Annotated in this window: 14 protein-coding genes, 1 tRNA gene and 2 pseudogenes; 11 read left to right on the forward strand and 6 right to left on the reverse strand. The window is 68.6% G+C overall.

Annotated features, from left to right (window positions below):
• Window positions 1-3 precede the first annotated feature (3 nt).
• Together QMO76_RS14670 and QMO76_RS14675 are read left to right on the forward strand one after the other, a co-directional pair.
• Window positions 4-648: pseudogene (locus tag QMO76_RS14670) on the forward strand (class I adenylate-forming enzyme family protein); the annotation flags it as partial.
• 90 nt (window positions 649-738) lie between these two features.
• Entirely contained in the window at window positions 739-2,337 is a 1,599-nt protein-coding gene (locus QMO76_RS14675; RefSeq protein WP_306361834.1) for a DUF3556 domain-containing protein, read from the forward strand.
• 89 nt (window positions 2,338-2,426) lie between these two features.
• On the opposite strand, the gene QMO76_RS14680 is transcribed toward QMO76_RS14675, so the two are convergent.
• From QMO76_RS14680 to mihF, 5 genes and pseudogenes are all read right to left on the reverse strand, one after another.
• The gene (locus QMO76_RS14680; protein ID WP_306361835.1) at window positions 2,427-3,068 is read right to left on the reverse strand and encodes a zinc-binding dehydrogenase; all 642 of its coding nucleotides are present in this window, start codon (window positions 3,066-3,068) and stop codon (window positions 2,427-2,429) included.
• A gap of 85 nt (window positions 3,069-3,153) precedes the next feature.
• Window positions 3,154-3,408 (reverse strand): annotated as a pseudogene (locus QMO76_RS14685) (alcohol dehydrogenase catalytic domain-containing protein); the annotation flags it as partial.
• 86 nt (window positions 3,409-3,494) lie between these two features.
• Window positions 3,495-4,394 (reverse strand): SDR family NAD(P)-dependent oxidoreductase, encoded by a 900-nt coding sequence (locus tag QMO76_RS14690; RefSeq protein WP_306361836.1) that lies wholly within the window; start codon window positions 4,392-4,394, stop codon window positions 3,495-3,497.
• Between the two features lie 673 nt (window positions 4,395-5,067).
• Window positions 5,068-5,152: transfer RNA gene (locus tag QMO76_RS14695), tRNA-Leu, on the reverse strand.
• Window positions 5,153-5,346: 194 nt separating this feature from the next.
• Complete coding sequence (gene mihF, locus QMO76_RS14700) at window positions 5,347-5,661, reverse strand: integration host factor, actinobacterial type (RefSeq protein WP_306361837.1); 315 nt, start codon at window positions 5,659-5,661, stop codon at window positions 5,347-5,349.
• A gap of 378 nt (window positions 5,662-6,039) precedes the next feature.
• On the opposite strand from mihF, the gene QMO76_RS14705 reads away from it, so the two are divergent.
• From QMO76_RS14705 to QMO76_RS14725, 5 genes are all read left to right on the forward strand, one after another.
• Window positions 6,040-6,885 carry a tetratricopeptide repeat protein gene (locus QMO76_RS14705; RefSeq protein WP_306361838.1) on the forward strand — a complete coding sequence of 282 codons (846 nt, stop codon included), beginning with the start codon at window positions 6,040-6,042 and terminating at the stop codon, window positions 6,883-6,885.
• A 106-nt stretch (window positions 6,886-6,991) separates the two neighbouring features.
• Entirely contained in the window at window positions 6,992-7,306 is a 315-nt protein-coding gene (locus QMO76_RS14710) for a hypothetical protein (protein WP_306361840.1), read from the forward strand.
• A 125-nt stretch (window positions 7,307-7,431) separates the two neighbouring features.
• Complete coding sequence (locus QMO76_RS14715) at window positions 7,432-7,623, forward strand: hypothetical protein (RefSeq protein WP_306361841.1); 192 nt, start codon at window positions 7,432-7,434, stop codon at window positions 7,621-7,623.
• A gap of 49 nt (window positions 7,624-7,672) precedes the next feature.
• Window positions 7,673-7,894 (forward strand): hypothetical protein, encoded by a 222-nt coding sequence (locus QMO76_RS14720; protein WP_282783666.1) that lies wholly within the window; start codon window positions 7,673-7,675, stop codon window positions 7,892-7,894.
• Entirely contained in the window at window positions 7,894-9,117 is a 1,224-nt protein-coding gene (locus QMO76_RS14725; RefSeq protein WP_306361842.1) for a hypothetical protein, read from the forward strand. Before QMO76_RS14720 ends, QMO76_RS14725 begins: the two co-directional genes overlap by 1 nt.
• A 91-nt stretch (window positions 9,118-9,208) precedes the next feature.
• Here QMO76_RS14725 and QMO76_RS14730 read toward each other — a convergent pair whose 3' ends face one another.
• Window positions 9,209-10,078 (reverse strand): NAD(P)-dependent oxidoreductase, encoded by an 870-nt coding sequence (locus QMO76_RS14730; RefSeq protein WP_306361843.1) that lies wholly within the window; start codon window positions 10,076-10,078, stop codon window positions 9,209-9,211.
• 139 nt (window positions 10,079-10,217) lie between these two features.
• On the opposite strand from QMO76_RS14730, the gene QMO76_RS14735 reads away from it, so the two are divergent.
• From QMO76_RS14735 to QMO76_RS14750, 4 genes are all read left to right on the forward strand, one after another.
• Window positions 10,218-10,577 carry a helix-turn-helix domain-containing protein gene (locus QMO76_RS14735; protein WP_306361844.1) on the forward strand — a complete coding sequence of 120 codons (360 nt, stop codon included), beginning with the start codon at window positions 10,218-10,220 and terminating at the stop codon, window positions 10,575-10,577.
• A gap of 246 nt (window positions 10,578-10,823) precedes the next feature.
• Window positions 10,824-12,038: a hypothetical protein gene (locus QMO76_RS14740; protein WP_306361845.1), complete on the forward strand. Its 1,215-nt coding sequence runs from the start codon at window positions 10,824-10,826 to the stop codon at window positions 12,036-12,038.
• Between the two features lie 50 nt (window positions 12,039-12,088).
• A complete protein-coding gene (locus QMO76_RS14745; RefSeq protein ID WP_306361846.1) occupies window positions 12,089-13,438 on the forward strand; it encodes a M20/M25/M40 family metallo-hydrolase in 1,350 nt (449 codons plus the stop codon).
• Between the two features lie 20 nt (window positions 13,439-13,458).
• Window positions 13,459-13,995 carry a YbhB/YbcL family Raf kinase inhibitor-like protein gene (locus tag QMO76_RS14750; RefSeq protein WP_306361847.1) on the forward strand — a complete coding sequence of 179 codons (537 nt, stop codon included), beginning with the start codon at window positions 13,459-13,461 and terminating at the stop codon, window positions 13,993-13,995.
• Window positions 13,996-14,125 lie beyond the last annotated feature (130 nt).

Consider the following 14,125-nt stretch of genomic DNA (forward strand, 5'->3'; position numbering starts at 1 on the left):
GCCCGCTTCGAACAGCGTTTCGGCGTGCCGATCGTCGAAGGCTACGGCCTGTCCGAGGGCACCTGCGCCTCCACCCTGAATCCCGTTGACGGGCAACGCAAACCGGGGACGGTTGGGCTGCCGTTGCCCGGTCAGACGGTGGCGATCATGGACGCGGACGGGGTATTGACCAGTGGCGACGAGCCCGGCGAGGTCGTGGTGCGCGGTCCGAACATGATGCGCGGTTACCTCGGCAAACCGGATGAAACCGCCGCGACCGTGGTGGACGGCTGGCTGCACACCGGCGATGTCGGCTATTTCGACGCCGACGGCTACCTGGTCCTGGTCGACCGGATCAAGGACATGATCATCCGGGGCGGGGAGAACCTCTACCCCAAGGAGATCGAGAACGCGCTGTATCGGCACCCAGCGGTGCACGATGCGGCCGTGGTCGGCGTGCCCGACCCGGTGCTCGGTGAGGTGCCAGTGGCCCACGTGGTCGCGGCCCCGCAAGTCACGGTCACCGCCGAGGAACTCACCGCGCACTGCCGGGCCGAGTTGGCCGCGTTCAAGGTGCCGAGCGCGATCGTGCTCGTGGACGAGTTGCCCCGCAATCCGGTGGGCAAGATCGACAAGAAGCGTTTGCGGGTGCTGGCGACATCCGCCTGAGCGGCATTACGCCGCAATTCATTTCGAACGAAAGCTGGACTTTCGGTCGCGGTTCACCGCACCCGGAGACAGGAAGAAGGGAATCGGGTCATGGGATTCAAAACGGCAGATTTTCCGCCGGTCGACACAGAGACATTTCTGGATCTGCCACTGCGCGACCGGGTACGGACCTTGGCGCTGCACTGGGTGGAGTACGGCTTCGGCACGCCGAAGATGATCCACACGATCTACATCGCGAAACTGTTGGTGCTCTACATCTTCGGCGGAGTCCTGGTGGCGACGGCGACCTCGGGCGTCGGGCCGTTCTGGGCAGTCGGGCAATGGTGGAACGAACCGATCGTCTACCAGAAGCTGGTGCTGTGGACCGTGCTGCTCGAGGCGATCGGCCTGGCCGGCTCCTGGGGACCGCTCGCGGGCAAGTTCAAGCCGATGACCGGCGGCATCCTCTACTGGGCCAGGCCGGGCAGTTCGCCGTTCCTGCGGCGCATCGACCTGGCGAGGTACGGATTGCGGTGGGCGTGGCCGGAACTCGACTGCGTCCACCCCCTCGACGACGGCAGCGCCGGTGTCCTGCACCGTTCGGTCGCCGAGACCGCCACCGGTCTCGGCGCCGACGGCCGGCTCTGGCGCACGCTGTTCGAGAGCCCGGTCGCGAACTACGACCAGCTCGATGACGACATCATGCGCCCGTTGCTGCGGATTCCTCGTCACCCGATTCGCTTGGCGCGCTTCGGCATTCCGGCAGCAGCCCCCGCTGCCCTGCTGCAGCGCGCCTTCCGTACCGAGGAGGCCCGCGCGCTGTTCGGCGGTGTCGCCGCCCACGCCTTTCAGCCACTCGAACGTCCGCTCAGCGCCAGCATCGGACTCGGCATCCTGACCGCGGGGCACCGGCACGGCTGGGCGGTGGCAGTGGGTGGCTCCCAGCGGATCGCCGACTGCATGGCCGACGTGCTGGCCGATCACGGCGGCAAGATCGAAACCGGTGTCCGCGTGCGCTCGATCGCCGACCTGACGCTGTCCGACGTCACCATCCGGGATCTGGCGCCGACAGCGGTCGCGCAGATCCTCGGCGAGCGACTGCCGTCGCGGGTAGCGCGCGCGTACCGGCGATTCCGGTACGGCCCTGGTGCTTTCAAGGTCGACTTCGCCGTCGAGGGTGGCGTTCCGTGGACGAACGAGGACGCCCGGCGCGCGGGCACCGTGCATCTCGGTGGCTCCTTCGCCGAGATCGCCGTGGGGGAACGCGACATCCACGCCGGTCGAATACCCGAGCGTCCCTTCGTCCTCGTCGGCCAGCAGTACCTCGCGGATCCCGGGCGGTCGGTGGGTTCGATCCACCCGGTGTGGACCTACGCGCACGTCCCCAACGGGTACACCGGTGACGCCACCGAAGCGATCATCGCCCAGATCGAGCGCTTCGCACCGGGCTTCCGGGACCGGGTGGTCGGCATGACCACCCGCACCACCACAGAATTCGCCGAGTACAACCCCAACTACGTCGGCGGCAACATCATGACCGGCGCCAAGGCTCTGTCCCAGTTGCTCTTCGGGCCCCGAAAAACCTTGCAGCCCTACGATATCGGAGTGCCGGGTCACTATCTGTGCTCGGCGGCGACCCCGCCGGGGCCCGGTGCCCACGGCATGTGCGGTGCCAATGCCGCCGAACGGGCATTGCGACAGTTGCGCTGAAGGGGAACCGCGTGACCGCCGTCGTGACAGCGCGGCGGTCACGTGTACGGCCTGCTCACACCGGCGCGTCGATCACGCGACGTGGTGCCTCAGTCGTCAGTCATGCGGAGGACGACTTTTCCGACCGCTTCGCCCGATCGCAGGCGATCGGCGGCTTGCCGAAACTCTGCCAGCGCCACGGTGCGGTCGATCACCGGCCGGATCTGTCCGCGGGCGACGGCCGGGATCACCTCGGGCAGGAGCGCGGCGATGACGTCGGCCATCTCGTGATCGCGGGTGAAGCCGAACGAGACCCCGTGCACGGTGAGGTGGCGGTAGGACAGGGCGTCGAGGTCGACGGTGGCCGCCGGACCGGCGAGGCGGCCGATGTTGACGACGTGACCATCGATCTTTGTCGCGGGCAAGCACTGGGCGAAGGCCTGGCCCCCGATGTGATCGAGCACCACATCGACACCCTGATTGTCGGTGGCGTCCAGGGCCGTTCGGGTGAGGTCCTGTTCGTCGGTGACGATCACCGTGTCGACCCCCGCCTGTTCCAGCAGTTCGCGTTTGGCGGCGGTCCGCGTGGTGCCGATGACCGGCGTGGCACCGAGAGCTTTGGCCAGTTGGACACCGATGAGTCCGATGCCGGTGGACGCGCCCGTGATGAGTACGCTCTGCCCGCCGGCGAATCCGGCGACGGTGAGCACGCCGTGTTCGGTGAGCAACCCGGTCGGCAGCGCGCAGGCCACGGCAGGATCGAGACCGTCGGGGCGGGGGGAGGACGAAGCGTTGATCGGCGACCACATAGTCGGCGAACGACGACGGAATCGACCCCATCACCTGATCGCCGACCTGCCAGCCGTGCACGCCGTCGCCGACCGCGACCACGTCACCGGCGTATTCGAATCCGGCGATGAACTCGTTGCCGTGTCCGCCATGGGTGGGGTCGGCCGCGGCGAGCATCGGCAGATCGGCATTGTTGGTGGCCGCGGCTCGGTTGCGGATCAGGAGCTGACCCGGTCCCGGCTGCGGGCACGGGACTTCCCGCAGCACCCAGTCGGGGCCGACTCCGGAAACGAGTGCGCGCATCGTGTCGGTCAATCGTGCTCCTGGGTCGGCGGTGCGGCAGAGCTCGGGCCGGGATGAGGTCGGTGCTCACCCCGGCCGGGTTCCGCTCAGTTGAACAGGTCGAGCAATGAACCCTCGTTCTCGCTGCCGATGATGCCGACCGGCTTGCTGCTGGCATTGTCGAGGATCGCGTCGAGGTTCGCCTGAATGTCCTCCGGCGTGGCCTCTGGGTTCGTATAACCGGCGTTCATCGTGAGGGCGAAGCGCTGCATCAGACCGCCCTGGCTGAGGAGCGTCTCACCGGTGATGGAACAGTCCTCGTGCGCGAGGAAGGCGACCGTCGGGGAGACCATGTCGGTGGTCATCGTCTGCTCGAGCTTCTGCTTCAGCTCGTCGGGGATCTCCGCCTCGGCCGCCATACGGGTATAGGCGGTAGGGGCGATCGCGTTCACGCGGATGCCGTCTTTGAGTGCCTCCATGGCGAGCGTGCGGGTGAACGAGAAAACGGCACCCTTCGAGGCGACATAGGCGCTCTGCTGTTCGAAGCCGACCAGTGTCGGCGAAGCGGTGTTGACCACCCGGCCCGCGCCCGAGGCGATGAGATGCGGCCACGCGGCGGCCGTCACGGCCGCGGTGCCGAGGAAGTTGACCTCGATGTGCTGGCGGATGCCGTCGATCGCATCCGGACCGAAGGGCGTCATGTGGTTGATGCCCGCATTGTTCACGACGATGTCGAGACGTCCGAACGCATCGATCGCGGTCCGCACGATCGCCTCCGCGCCGGTGGTCACGCTGTCGTAGTTCGCCACGGCCTTTCCGCCCGCCGCGATGATCTCCGAGACCGCATGGTCGGCGGGGGAGGTGTCGGACCCCTGCCCGGCAGCAGAGGATCCGAAGTCGTTGACGACGACCGAGGCTCCCCGTGCGGCAAGCAGCAGCGCGTGCGAACGGCCGAGCCCCCGGCCGCCGCCCGTGACGATGGCGACCTTCCCGTCGAAACGCAACATGGTCTCTCGCTTCCCTCCATGCCAGGCATGGACGCAGATCGACGGGACCCAGGGCGGTCCCATCGAGTTCTAAATATAATATTTAATAGTATATGTCCGTGAGGGCACGTAGGCGCAAGGGATCCGCTGAATTCGGTCGACAGACCACCCCGGACGGGCGAGCACTGGCCATCAGGGTCGAAACCGAGGACGAAGACAGGACTGGGTGACAAAACCTCGTCGACGGTGTTCGTTGGCTGATCATGGTTCGGTGAACAAGGGGTTTTCCCGCGAAATCTCGGGCGAGCGGCTGTACGCTCCTGCGAACCTCCGACTGGGTCGACCCGGAATTGGGTGAGGGCCATGGGTTTCCCGACGACTGGCTCGACGAATTGTCTCAGCAGGAACTGTTGGACAAGGTCGGTGCATGCCGCCTCGAGCTCGGCACGTTTCCACGCGCGCAGGGTGGCCTAGCGAGGGTTGTCGGCGGTGGACTCGATCAGTTGACGTCCGCCGCGGTAGGGAGGTCCCATGATCCGCTGATGTCGTTCGGTTTCTCGAGGATCTCTCAGATTGACCCGTGTTGAACCCCCACGGGCTCCTGCCTGCGGTTTACGACTCACCCGACTCGGCTAGCCTCAGTGACACCCGGCTATTTGCGCAGGTCAGAGGGTTAATGCAATGAAAAGCGTTGTGTCCGGAGGGGGACTTGAACCCCCACGCCCTAATACGGGCACTAGCACCTCAAGCTAGCGCGTCTGCCATTCCGCCACCCGGACCGGTGGTGCCCAGCAAGGTTATCGGATCGGATCGTTTGCACCAAATCGGCCCCGAGCGGGGCGTGTGCGTCCGGTGGAGCAGGGATCGGGAGTGGTTGCCGCCGGGTCGGATTGCGTGGCGACCGGGCGGCCCCCCGAGGCTGACGGTATTGGTGGCGAGAGGTCGCCACCATCCGTCCGGTTGACGCCGGGCGTCAGCTGTTGAGCGCCTCCAGCAGCGCGGCGCGCTGGCGCGAGCCCAGACCGCCGATGCGGCGGTCGGCCGGGATCTCGGCCTCGTCCATCAGCTTGGCCGCCTTGACCGGGCCGATGCCCGGCAGCGCCTTGATGACGGCGGCGACCTTGGTCTTCTTCACCAGGTCTTCCTTGTCGGCACGCTTGAGTACTTCGGCCAGGCTGACCGAGCCCTTCTTGACCTGCGCGATGAGCTCCGAACGAGCCTTGCGAACAGCGGCGGCCTTGGCCAGCGCCTCGGAGCGTTGTTCGGGGGTCATGGTAGGCAGAGCCATATGTAGTTCCCTTTCACTCGTCGCTGGTACGTCGGCGTCGATTCAACATCACGACTGGCCGGGCGCAAGTTCGACACACCGCGCGGACCTGGGAGTCTCGTATGGGTGTGTCGATGCCGGTGTGACGGCGGGGACGGCGCGGGGCGGCATTTCATGTGGGGTTGACGCGAATTCGACGGGTCCACATGATCACCGAAAAGCACAGGGGTAACTGACATTTCGCTGATCACCGCCCCGACCTCGACCGACCCTCCGGGCCGCCCGGACAGGCGACCAGCCGTTTGCCGGCAAGTCGTCCTGGCAAATGCGGGACATACCGGCGGGCGCTGGTACTACGGTGTGCCGGTATCGCGACGAGCACCGGCGGAAGGCGGGCGCATGAGCAGGTCGTATCCGTACGCCGAGTGGGGAACCACGGCGCCACCCCTCGCGGACCGATATGACAGCGCCGAGCCCCTGGCGTGGAACGGCCGCACCGTGTACCCGGTGCACAGCGAACCGCTCGACACCGATCCGTGCATCGTGACGCTCACGCTCCGCTCGGCCGCACCACCGGAGGGCGTGCACAGCCTCGGCGTCGGCCTGTCCGTGACCGGCGGCCACGTCGCGCTGGACGGGCGGCAACTGCTCGGCGTCGACGTGTGGAGCGACGCCATGACCGGCGGAGTCGCGCTGCGGCTGTGCCGGACCGGTGGCGCGGGCTCGTTCTCGCTCACGCCCGTCTGGGTCGACGACACCGACACCACTGTGTCCTGGACCGGCAACTACGGCATGCTCGTCGAACGCACGCCCGCCGCCACGGTGCTCCACTGCAGTACCGGCGTCGGCGCGCCGAACTTCGCCGAACTCGTCGTGGAACTGTGCACCGGCACCGCCGCCGCCCTCCCCGAACCCCGACCGGCCACCGACGCCGGACGCTACCGCGACGCCCTCTACGACCTGGGCGTGGCCATGCACGGGCGCGGCGAAGAGGAACAGGCGTGCCACCTGTGGATGCAGGCCGCCGGATTCGGCCACATCGGCGCTGCCTGGGACCTCGGCGTCGTCCGCTACCGCCGCGGCGAATACGCCGACGCCGCGCACTGGTGGCGCATGGCCGCCGACCACGGCGACACCCGCGCCATGAGCGGACTCGCCGAAGCACTGGAGCGGATGGGCAACACCAGCGAGGCCCGCGTCTGGCGCGCCGCCTGCGCATCCGAAGCCCCGGACCGCCGCCCGTGAACCGGCGCACCGCGCGGCGTGCGCGCACGGGCGGGGCGGTGCGTTTACGCTGGCGGGCGACCGCGGCGGGACCCCCACCGCCGCGCGGTGAACCAGAGGAACGAACATGAAGACCACGACGACGGCCGCCGCGGCGGCCCTCGTTCTCGGCGTCACCCTGCTCAGCGGCTGCTCCGACGTCGAACGAGCCCTCAACAAGGGCGGCGAGACCAAGTGCAGCGACTATCTCGCCCAGGACGCCGACACCCAGCGCGTGACCGTCACCAAATTCATCAAACAGCAGACCAAGACCGAGAACGAGCCCACCGGCACCTCGGTCGACTTCACCATGGCGGCCGTGCAGGCCCTGTGCTCGGTGCAGGCCAACGCCGACACCCCGATCAAGAACGCCGATATCGCGGGGATCTTCTTCAACAAATGACCCGGTGCGGGCACGGGTGACCGTGCCCGGCTACACCAGCGGTGTGCGGCGGAGGACGACGCCGCCCCGCCGCCGGGTCCGGTAGATGGCGGCCTTGCGGGGGGAGCCGCAGCAGACCGCGGACGATGCTGTCGAAGAGGTCCTGGCGTTTGCGGATCGGCCGCGGGCCGTCGGCGATCGGCGTTCCGCAGGGATTCTCGGACGGTGCGGTCATCGCCGCGCTCCTGTGCGAAATCGGTTCGGACGCAACCTGGTATCACCCGGGTGGCCGGATCGTGCCGATGCGCGCAGCGATTGTCGGCACGATCGTTTTGTGATCAAGTAAGGGCACGGAGTGATCCGGTTCATCGGGGAACGGGGAATGATATGAGTGCCAGAGCCGAACTCGAGCGGGAATTGGGTGGGCCGCTGGCCTCGCTCGACGCCCTGTCCGAGGCGGAGATCGCCGATCTGCTGGAGCTGTTCAAGCAGGCGCAGCGGACCGAGCAGGCTGCCATGGTGGAGGCCGTCGACAAGACCGTCAGCGCCCTGCCGTGGCCGCTGAAGACCGCGGCCAAGAAGATCATGTTCGGAAATCGGTTGGGCTGATGAGCGATCTGGTCACCCGGGCGCAGACCATACTGCTGGCCCGGACCCTGCACGTCCCCGCGGAACGGTTGGCCCACCTGGAGAAGCTGGGCGCGCAGGGATTGCACGAACTGCAAGAACGCATGGCGCGCGTCATCTTCGAGCGGCACAATGCCACCTTCTCGAGGCTGAGCATGCTGGTACCGGTGGTGCCGCTGAGTATTTCCCTGCCCCTGGTGCAGCGGCTGGTGCCGCCGGTGATGGCCGGGCGCGCGGCGGGCGCGATCGGCGTGGACCACCCGCGCAAGGCGGTCGAGGCGCTCGGCATCCTCGACCCGGGCTACGCCGCCGACGGCGCGCCCTACATGGATCCGCACACGGTGGGACGGCTCGCCGATGTCGCGCCACCGCAGCCGGTGGTGCGCATCGTCAACGAGATCCTGCGGCGGCGCGACTATGTCACCGCCGGACCGTTCCTCGCCTACGCCACCCCGCAGCTGATCGAGGCGGTCGAGCACGGAGTGCACGATGACGAGGGGCTGATCCGCTCGGCGGCCTACTCGTATTCGGGGGAGAGCATCAGCGTCATCGTCCGGCATCTGCTGGCTGGCCCGACGGGCCGCATACCCCGGCTGATCCAGACGATCGTGAGCGGATCGGCCGAACTGCGGCTCGCGGCGCTGTCGGTGTTCGCGCGCACCGACTCCGATGTCATCGCGGCCATCGGCGATATCCTCTTCGATCTCGGCACGCCCGAGGAGATCGCGGACCTCGTCACCACCTTCGTGGAGGCCGAGGCGGTACCGGAGACACTGCGGTTCATCGCCCATCTGACCCCCACCGCCCTGGCGGTGCTGGCGGCCAACCCGATCATGCGGGACGCCGCCACCATCGCGGCCGTCGTAGACGTGCTGGACGGGTGCGCCGAACACGATCAGTGGCGGGGCCTGCTGGCGCTGGCCGAACACGTCGAGCCGGATACCGCCCGCCGCATCGGCACCCGGCTCGGCGACTTCGACGCCGCGACGCTCACCCGGCTCCCGGCCGTCACCGCCGCGACCGAGCTGTGGCCGCCGCTGCTGCGGGTACTGGCCGCCGCCGAGGCCAGCGCGCAGTCCCGCATCGGCGAAACCTGGTCGACGCTGCCGGAATCCGAACGCAGCGGACTCGAGCAGCGCATTCGCGCGCACGGGCTGGACGAGCCGCTCACGACACTGACCGCCACCCTGCACCTGGTGCACTGACGGTCCTGCGCCCGCGTCCGGTGCGGGTGGCAGGACCGTTCGGCGGCTCGAGGGCGGTGCCGCAGCGCCGGTCGCTTCGGCGTCGGCGGCTTCAGCGCAGTTGGGTGATGGTGTGCTCGAAGGCGAGCGCGCCGTGCCCGTCGGCGATCTGGCGGTCGATGAGGTTGCGCACCGGGGCGATGACATCCAGGGCCACACCGGCGTCGCGGCTGGCGCGGGCGATGGCGTCGACGGCGGCCTTCTGAAAGGCCAGCTGCTGGACATCGGCGCGGAAGTCGCCGGAGTCGATGGTCCGGCCGAACTCCGGCAGCCCGTGCGCCATGGCGGTCAGCCATGCCTGGGCGCGGTGGCCGAACTCCTCGGCGGACACGCCCGCCGAGCCGACCATGGCCGCGGCGTGGAAGAAACCGCCGAACATCGCGTACATATTGGCAAGTAGGGCGAAGTCGAACAGCGCCGCCATACCGGCGTCGGTGCCGAAGTACTCGACGGAGCCGAACAGTTCCAAGGTCTCGCGATGGCGGTCGAACACCGCCTGCGACCCGCTGTAGAGCAGTGCCGACCCCGGCTGGCCGATCATGGGCGGAATCGCCATGATGCCGCCGTCGAGGAAGTCGATGCCGTGCGCGGCCGCCCACCGCGCCAGTTCCCGCGACTGCGCCGGTGCGGTGCTGGTGAGGTTGACCAGCTGCTTGCCGCGCAGTTCGGCCACCACCGGATCGAGCTGTTCGTGCACCGAGGCGTGATCGAGCAGGACCGCGATGATCACCTCACCGGCCCGCACCGCCTCCCGGACCGACGCCGCCTCGGTCGCGCCCCGGGCCACGAGATCGGTGGCCTTGCCCGCGCTGCGGTTCCACACCGTGGTGGTCCGCCCGCCCTTCAGCAGGGCCGCGGCCAGGGCCGAGCCCATGGCACCGAGGCCGAGAACGGTGACCGGGGTGTGCTGGTTGTCCGCCATCGCGGGTCTCCTTACTAGATTCGAGTGTGCTTGTCGGCGCGCCGGAATCCAGAGTGCTCCCGCCCGCGTCGGCCCACAAGAACGCACTATTCGGTCAGGCACCTACCTCCAGGTAGGTGACGAGGTAGCGAGGCCAGGCATGGGTGAAAAGAGATCCGGACCATACTTCTGCGGTATCGACGCCGCCATGGACGTGGTCGGCGGCAAGTGGAAATCGCTCATTCTGTGGGAGCTCGCGGAATACGGGACCCGGCGTTTCGGCGAGCTACGGCGCGGGCTGCCCGGCGTCTCGGAGAAGATGCTCGGCCAGCAGCTGCGTGAGATGGAGGAGGACGGGCTGATCCACCGCGAGGTGTTCGCGGAGATCCCGCCCCGCGTCGAGTACACCCTCACCGCCGAAGGCACCGCCCTCAATACGGCGCTGGGTCCGCTCGCAGACTGGGGCCGCCGCCGCATCGACCGCATCGGCGCGGATCGTGTACCGCATCTGGCGTCCTGACCCCGCTTTCCGGGCGGTATCGGCGGGCACTCGTCGCCGGTCCGCGGTCGGCACGTCGCAGCGGGACCAAACGGGCGGATAGTGATGAATGCCAAGTCTGGGCGGTTTGAGCCTTTTCGGCGGCGGGCGGATCTATGATCGGGCCGTTGCCGACGGGAACCGACCCAGACGGTCGGAGGACGGGGAAACGATGTCCGCCACAGTCGAATTCGACCGACGCCGATTACGTACGACCCGGACGGGCCTATGACGGATTTCGTGGTACGCGCCCAACTCATCCTGCTCGCCCGCACCCTGCACGTCCCGGTGGAACGGCTGGCCCATCTCGAGAAGCTGGGCGCGCAGCGCCTGCACGAACTGCAGGATCGCATCTCGCGCACGCTGTTCGAACAGCACAACCCGGTCTTCGACCGAATGAGCAAGCTGGTACCCATCATTCCGCTGCGCATCTCCATTCCGATCGTGCAGCACGTGGTGCCGCCGGTCATGACCGGACGGGCGGCGGGCGCGGTGGGGGTGCGCTATCCGCGCAAGGCCGCCGAAGCGGTGCGACTGCTCGACGTGTCCTACGCCGCGGACTGCGCACCGTATCTGGACCCGCGCACCGTCGGGCAACTCGCCGACGTCGCACCGCCGGAACCGGTGGTGCGCATCGTCAACGAGATGCTGGTGCGCCGCGACTACGTCACGGCCGGCCCGTTCCTCGCCTACGCCACACCGGAACTGGTGCGCGCGGTGGAGGAGGGGGTGCCCGACGACGAGGGGCTCATCCGCTCGGCCGCCTACGCGTACTCGGGCGAGGCGGTCAGCGCCGTCGTGCGGCAACTGCTCGACGGCGGCACCCGGCTGCCCGCCATGCTGGCCACGGTCGTGGACGGGTCCAAGGAACTGCGGCTGGCGGCGCTGTCGGTCTTCGCGCGCTGCGACGACGACGTCATCGCGGCCGTCGGTGACATCCTGCTCGCCGCGACGCCGCCCTCGGCCATCGCGGATCTGATCACCACCCTCGTCGCCGCCGACGGCACCCCCGACGTGCTGCGCTTCATCGGGCAGCTGCGTACGCCGTCGCTGCTGCGGCTGGCGCTCAACCCCGGCATCGGTGACGTGGCCGAACAGCTCGTCGCCGCCTGCGAGGGCTGCACCGAGGTCGCGCTGTGGCGGGGCATGCTGGAACTGCTGGCCCGCACCCCCGGAGAGGTGCGTCGCCGCGCCGGAGCCCGGCTGTCCCAACTCGATCCGGCCACCCTGCACATGCTGCCGACCATCGCGCAGGCCGCGCGACTGTGGCCGCCGCTGCTGTGGGTTCTCGCCGGCGCCGACGTCGACGCCCAGTCGCTGATGGCGCAACGCTGGGCCCGCGCGCCCCGGCTGCATCTCGAGGTGCTGGAGCGCCGCATTCAGGACCAGCGCCTGGAACCCTTGCTGGCCACGCTCACCGCCACCCTGCGCCTCTACCTCTGACACTGCCACCCCGCAGCATCCACCCCGCCCGGAGTGGTAGGAAAGGGGGCGTGTCCGAAACCGTCGAACCCAGCACCTCCCGCGCCGTCTCCGAAGTGGTCGATCTGGTCAGCACGCTGATCCGCTTCGACACCTCCAACACCGGCGAACTGGAAACCACCAAGGGCGAGCGTGAATGCGCGCAGTGGGTGGCCGATCAGCTGCAACAGGCCGGATACGTCACCGAATACGTGGAATCCGGCGCGCCGGGCCGCGGCAATGTATTCGCCCGGCTGCGGGGCGCGGACTCCTCGCGCGGCGCGCTCATGATGCACGGACACCTCGACGTGGTGCCCGCGGAGGCCGCCGACTGGAGTGTGCACCCGTTCTCCGGCGCGGTGCGCGACGGCTACGTGTGGGGCCGCGGCGCGGTCGATATGAAGGATATGGTCGGCATGATGCTGGCCATCGCCCGCCAGTTCAAGGCGGAGGGCACGGTGCCGCCGCGCGATATCGTGTGGGCCTTCCTCGCCGATGAGGAGAACGGCGGCACATGGGGGTCGCAGTGGCTGGTGCGCAACCGGCCCGACCTGTTCGAGGGCATCACCGAGGCGGTCGGCGAGGTCGGCGGCTTCTCGCTCACCGTGCCGAGGGCCGACGGCACCGACCGGCGGCTGTACCTGGTGGAGACCGCCGAGAAGGGTTTGGGCTGGATGCGTTTGCGCGCCAAGGCCCGCGCCGGGCACGGCTCCTTCCTGCACGAGGACAATGCCGTCACCATCCTGGCGCAGGCGGTGGCGCGGCTCGGCACGCACACCTTCCCGCTGGTGGTGTCGGACTCGGTGGCGGAGTTCCTGGCCGCCGTCGCCGAGGAGTCCGGGCTCGAATTCGATCCGGGCAGCCCGGATATCGAGGGGCAACTGGCGAAGCTGGGCACCATCTCCCGCATCATCGGTGCGACACTGCGCGACACCGCCAATCCGACCATGCTGCGGGCGGGCTACAAGGCCAACGTGATTCCGCAGACCGCCGAGGCGGTGGTGGACTGCCGGGTGGTGCCGGGCCGTCAAGCGGAATTCGAGCGCGAGGTCGACGCCCTCATCGGCCCCGACGTGGAGCGCGAGTGGATCACCAAACTCGACTCCTACGAAACGACGTTCGACGGGCACCTGGTGGACGCCATGAACGCCGCCATCCTCGCCCACGACCCGAACGGGCGTACCGTGCCGTATATGCTCTCCGGTGGCACCGACGCGAAAGCGTTCGCCACCTTGGGAATTCGGTGCTTCGGCTTCGCACCGCTGCGGTTGCCGCCGGAGCTGGACTTCACCGCGCTGTTCCACGGTGTCGACGAACGGGTTCCGGTGGAATCCCTCGAATTCGGCACCCGCGTCCTGGAACACTTCCTGCTGCACAGCTGACTCGCGAAAGGACCTCTCCCGTGCCCGATTACGACTACAACCCCTACGCGGCGCTGCCCGACCTGCCGGGCTTCACCCTCACCTCCGCCGATGTGACCGACGGCCAGCCGTTCGGCAACGATCAGGTCAGCGGGGTGTTCGGCGCGGGCGGCAAGGATGTGTCCCCGCAGCTGTCGTGGAGCGGATTCCCCGCGGAGACCAAGAGTTTCGCGGTCACCGTCTTCGATCCGGACGCGCCGACCGCCTCCGGCTTCTGGCACTGGGCCGTCGCCGACATCCCGGCCTCGGTCACCTCGCTCGACAGCGGCGCGGGCAGCGAGGGCGGCACGCTGCCCGCGGGGGCGGTGCAGCTGCGCAACGACGGCGGGTTCGCCGGATTCGTGGGCGCCGCGCCGCCGCCGGGACACGGCTACCACCGGTACTTCATCGTGGTGCACGCGGTGGACGTGGAGTCGCTGGGTATCGACGGCAGCGGCAGCCCGGCCTACCTGGGCTTCAACCTGTTCTCGCACGCCATCGCGCGCGCCACCCTGGTGGCAACCCACGAGCAGAAGTGAGCGGACGCGCTCCGCGCTGAACCGCGGCCCCGAACCGTGGCCCCGAACGTCGCGTGCGGGGCCACGATCGTGCACGGGGTCGGTCGCGGCTCACCGCGGGCGCTCCCGTGCCGGAGACAACAGGGTCGCA

It is taken from the genome of Nocardia sp. CC227C (genome assembly GCF_030767025.1).
GTDB lineage: Bacteria > Actinomycetota > Actinomycetes > Mycobacteriales > Mycobacteriaceae > Nocardia.

Excerpts from the sequence above, each read along its gene's own strand:
- QMO76_RS14675 (WP_306361834.1), top strand. The coding sequence starts at position 739 with ATGGGATTCAAAACGGCAGATTTTCCGCCGGTCGACACAGAGACATTT.
- QMO76_RS14690 (WP_306361836.1), bottom strand. The coding sequence starts at position 4,394 with ATGTTGCGTTTCGACGGGAAGGTCGCCATCGTCACGGGCGGCGGCCGG.
- mihF (WP_306361837.1), bottom strand. The coding sequence starts at position 5,661 with ATGGCTCTGCCTACCATGACCCCCGAACAACGCTCCGAGGCGCTGGCC.
- QMO76_RS14705 (WP_306361838.1), top strand. The coding sequence starts at position 6,040 with ATGAGCAGGTCGTATCCGTACGCCGAGTGGGGAACCACGGCGCCACCC.
- QMO76_RS14710 (WP_306361840.1), top strand. The coding sequence starts at position 6,992 with ATGAAGACCACGACGACGGCCGCCGCGGCGGCCCTCGTTCTCGGCGTC.
- QMO76_RS14715 (WP_306361841.1), top strand. The coding sequence starts at position 7,432 with ATGCTGTCGAAGAGGTCCTGGCGTTTGCGGATCGGCCGCGGGCCGTCG.
- QMO76_RS14720 (WP_282783666.1), top strand. The coding sequence starts at position 7,673 with ATGAGTGCCAGAGCCGAACTCGAGCGGGAATTGGGTGGGCCGCTGGCC.
- QMO76_RS14725 (WP_306361842.1), top strand. The coding sequence starts at position 7,894 with ATGAGCGATCTGGTCACCCGGGCGCAGACCATACTGCTGGCCCGGACC.
- QMO76_RS14730 (WP_306361843.1), bottom strand. The coding sequence starts at position 10,078 with ATGGCGGACAACCAGCACACCCCGGTCACCGTTCTCGGCCTCGGTGCC.
- QMO76_RS14735 (WP_306361844.1), top strand. The coding sequence starts at position 10,218 with ATGGGTGAAAAGAGATCCGGACCATACTTCTGCGGTATCGACGCCGCC.
- QMO76_RS14740 (WP_306361845.1), top strand. The coding sequence starts at position 10,824 with ATGACGGATTTCGTGGTACGCGCCCAACTCATCCTGCTCGCCCGCACC.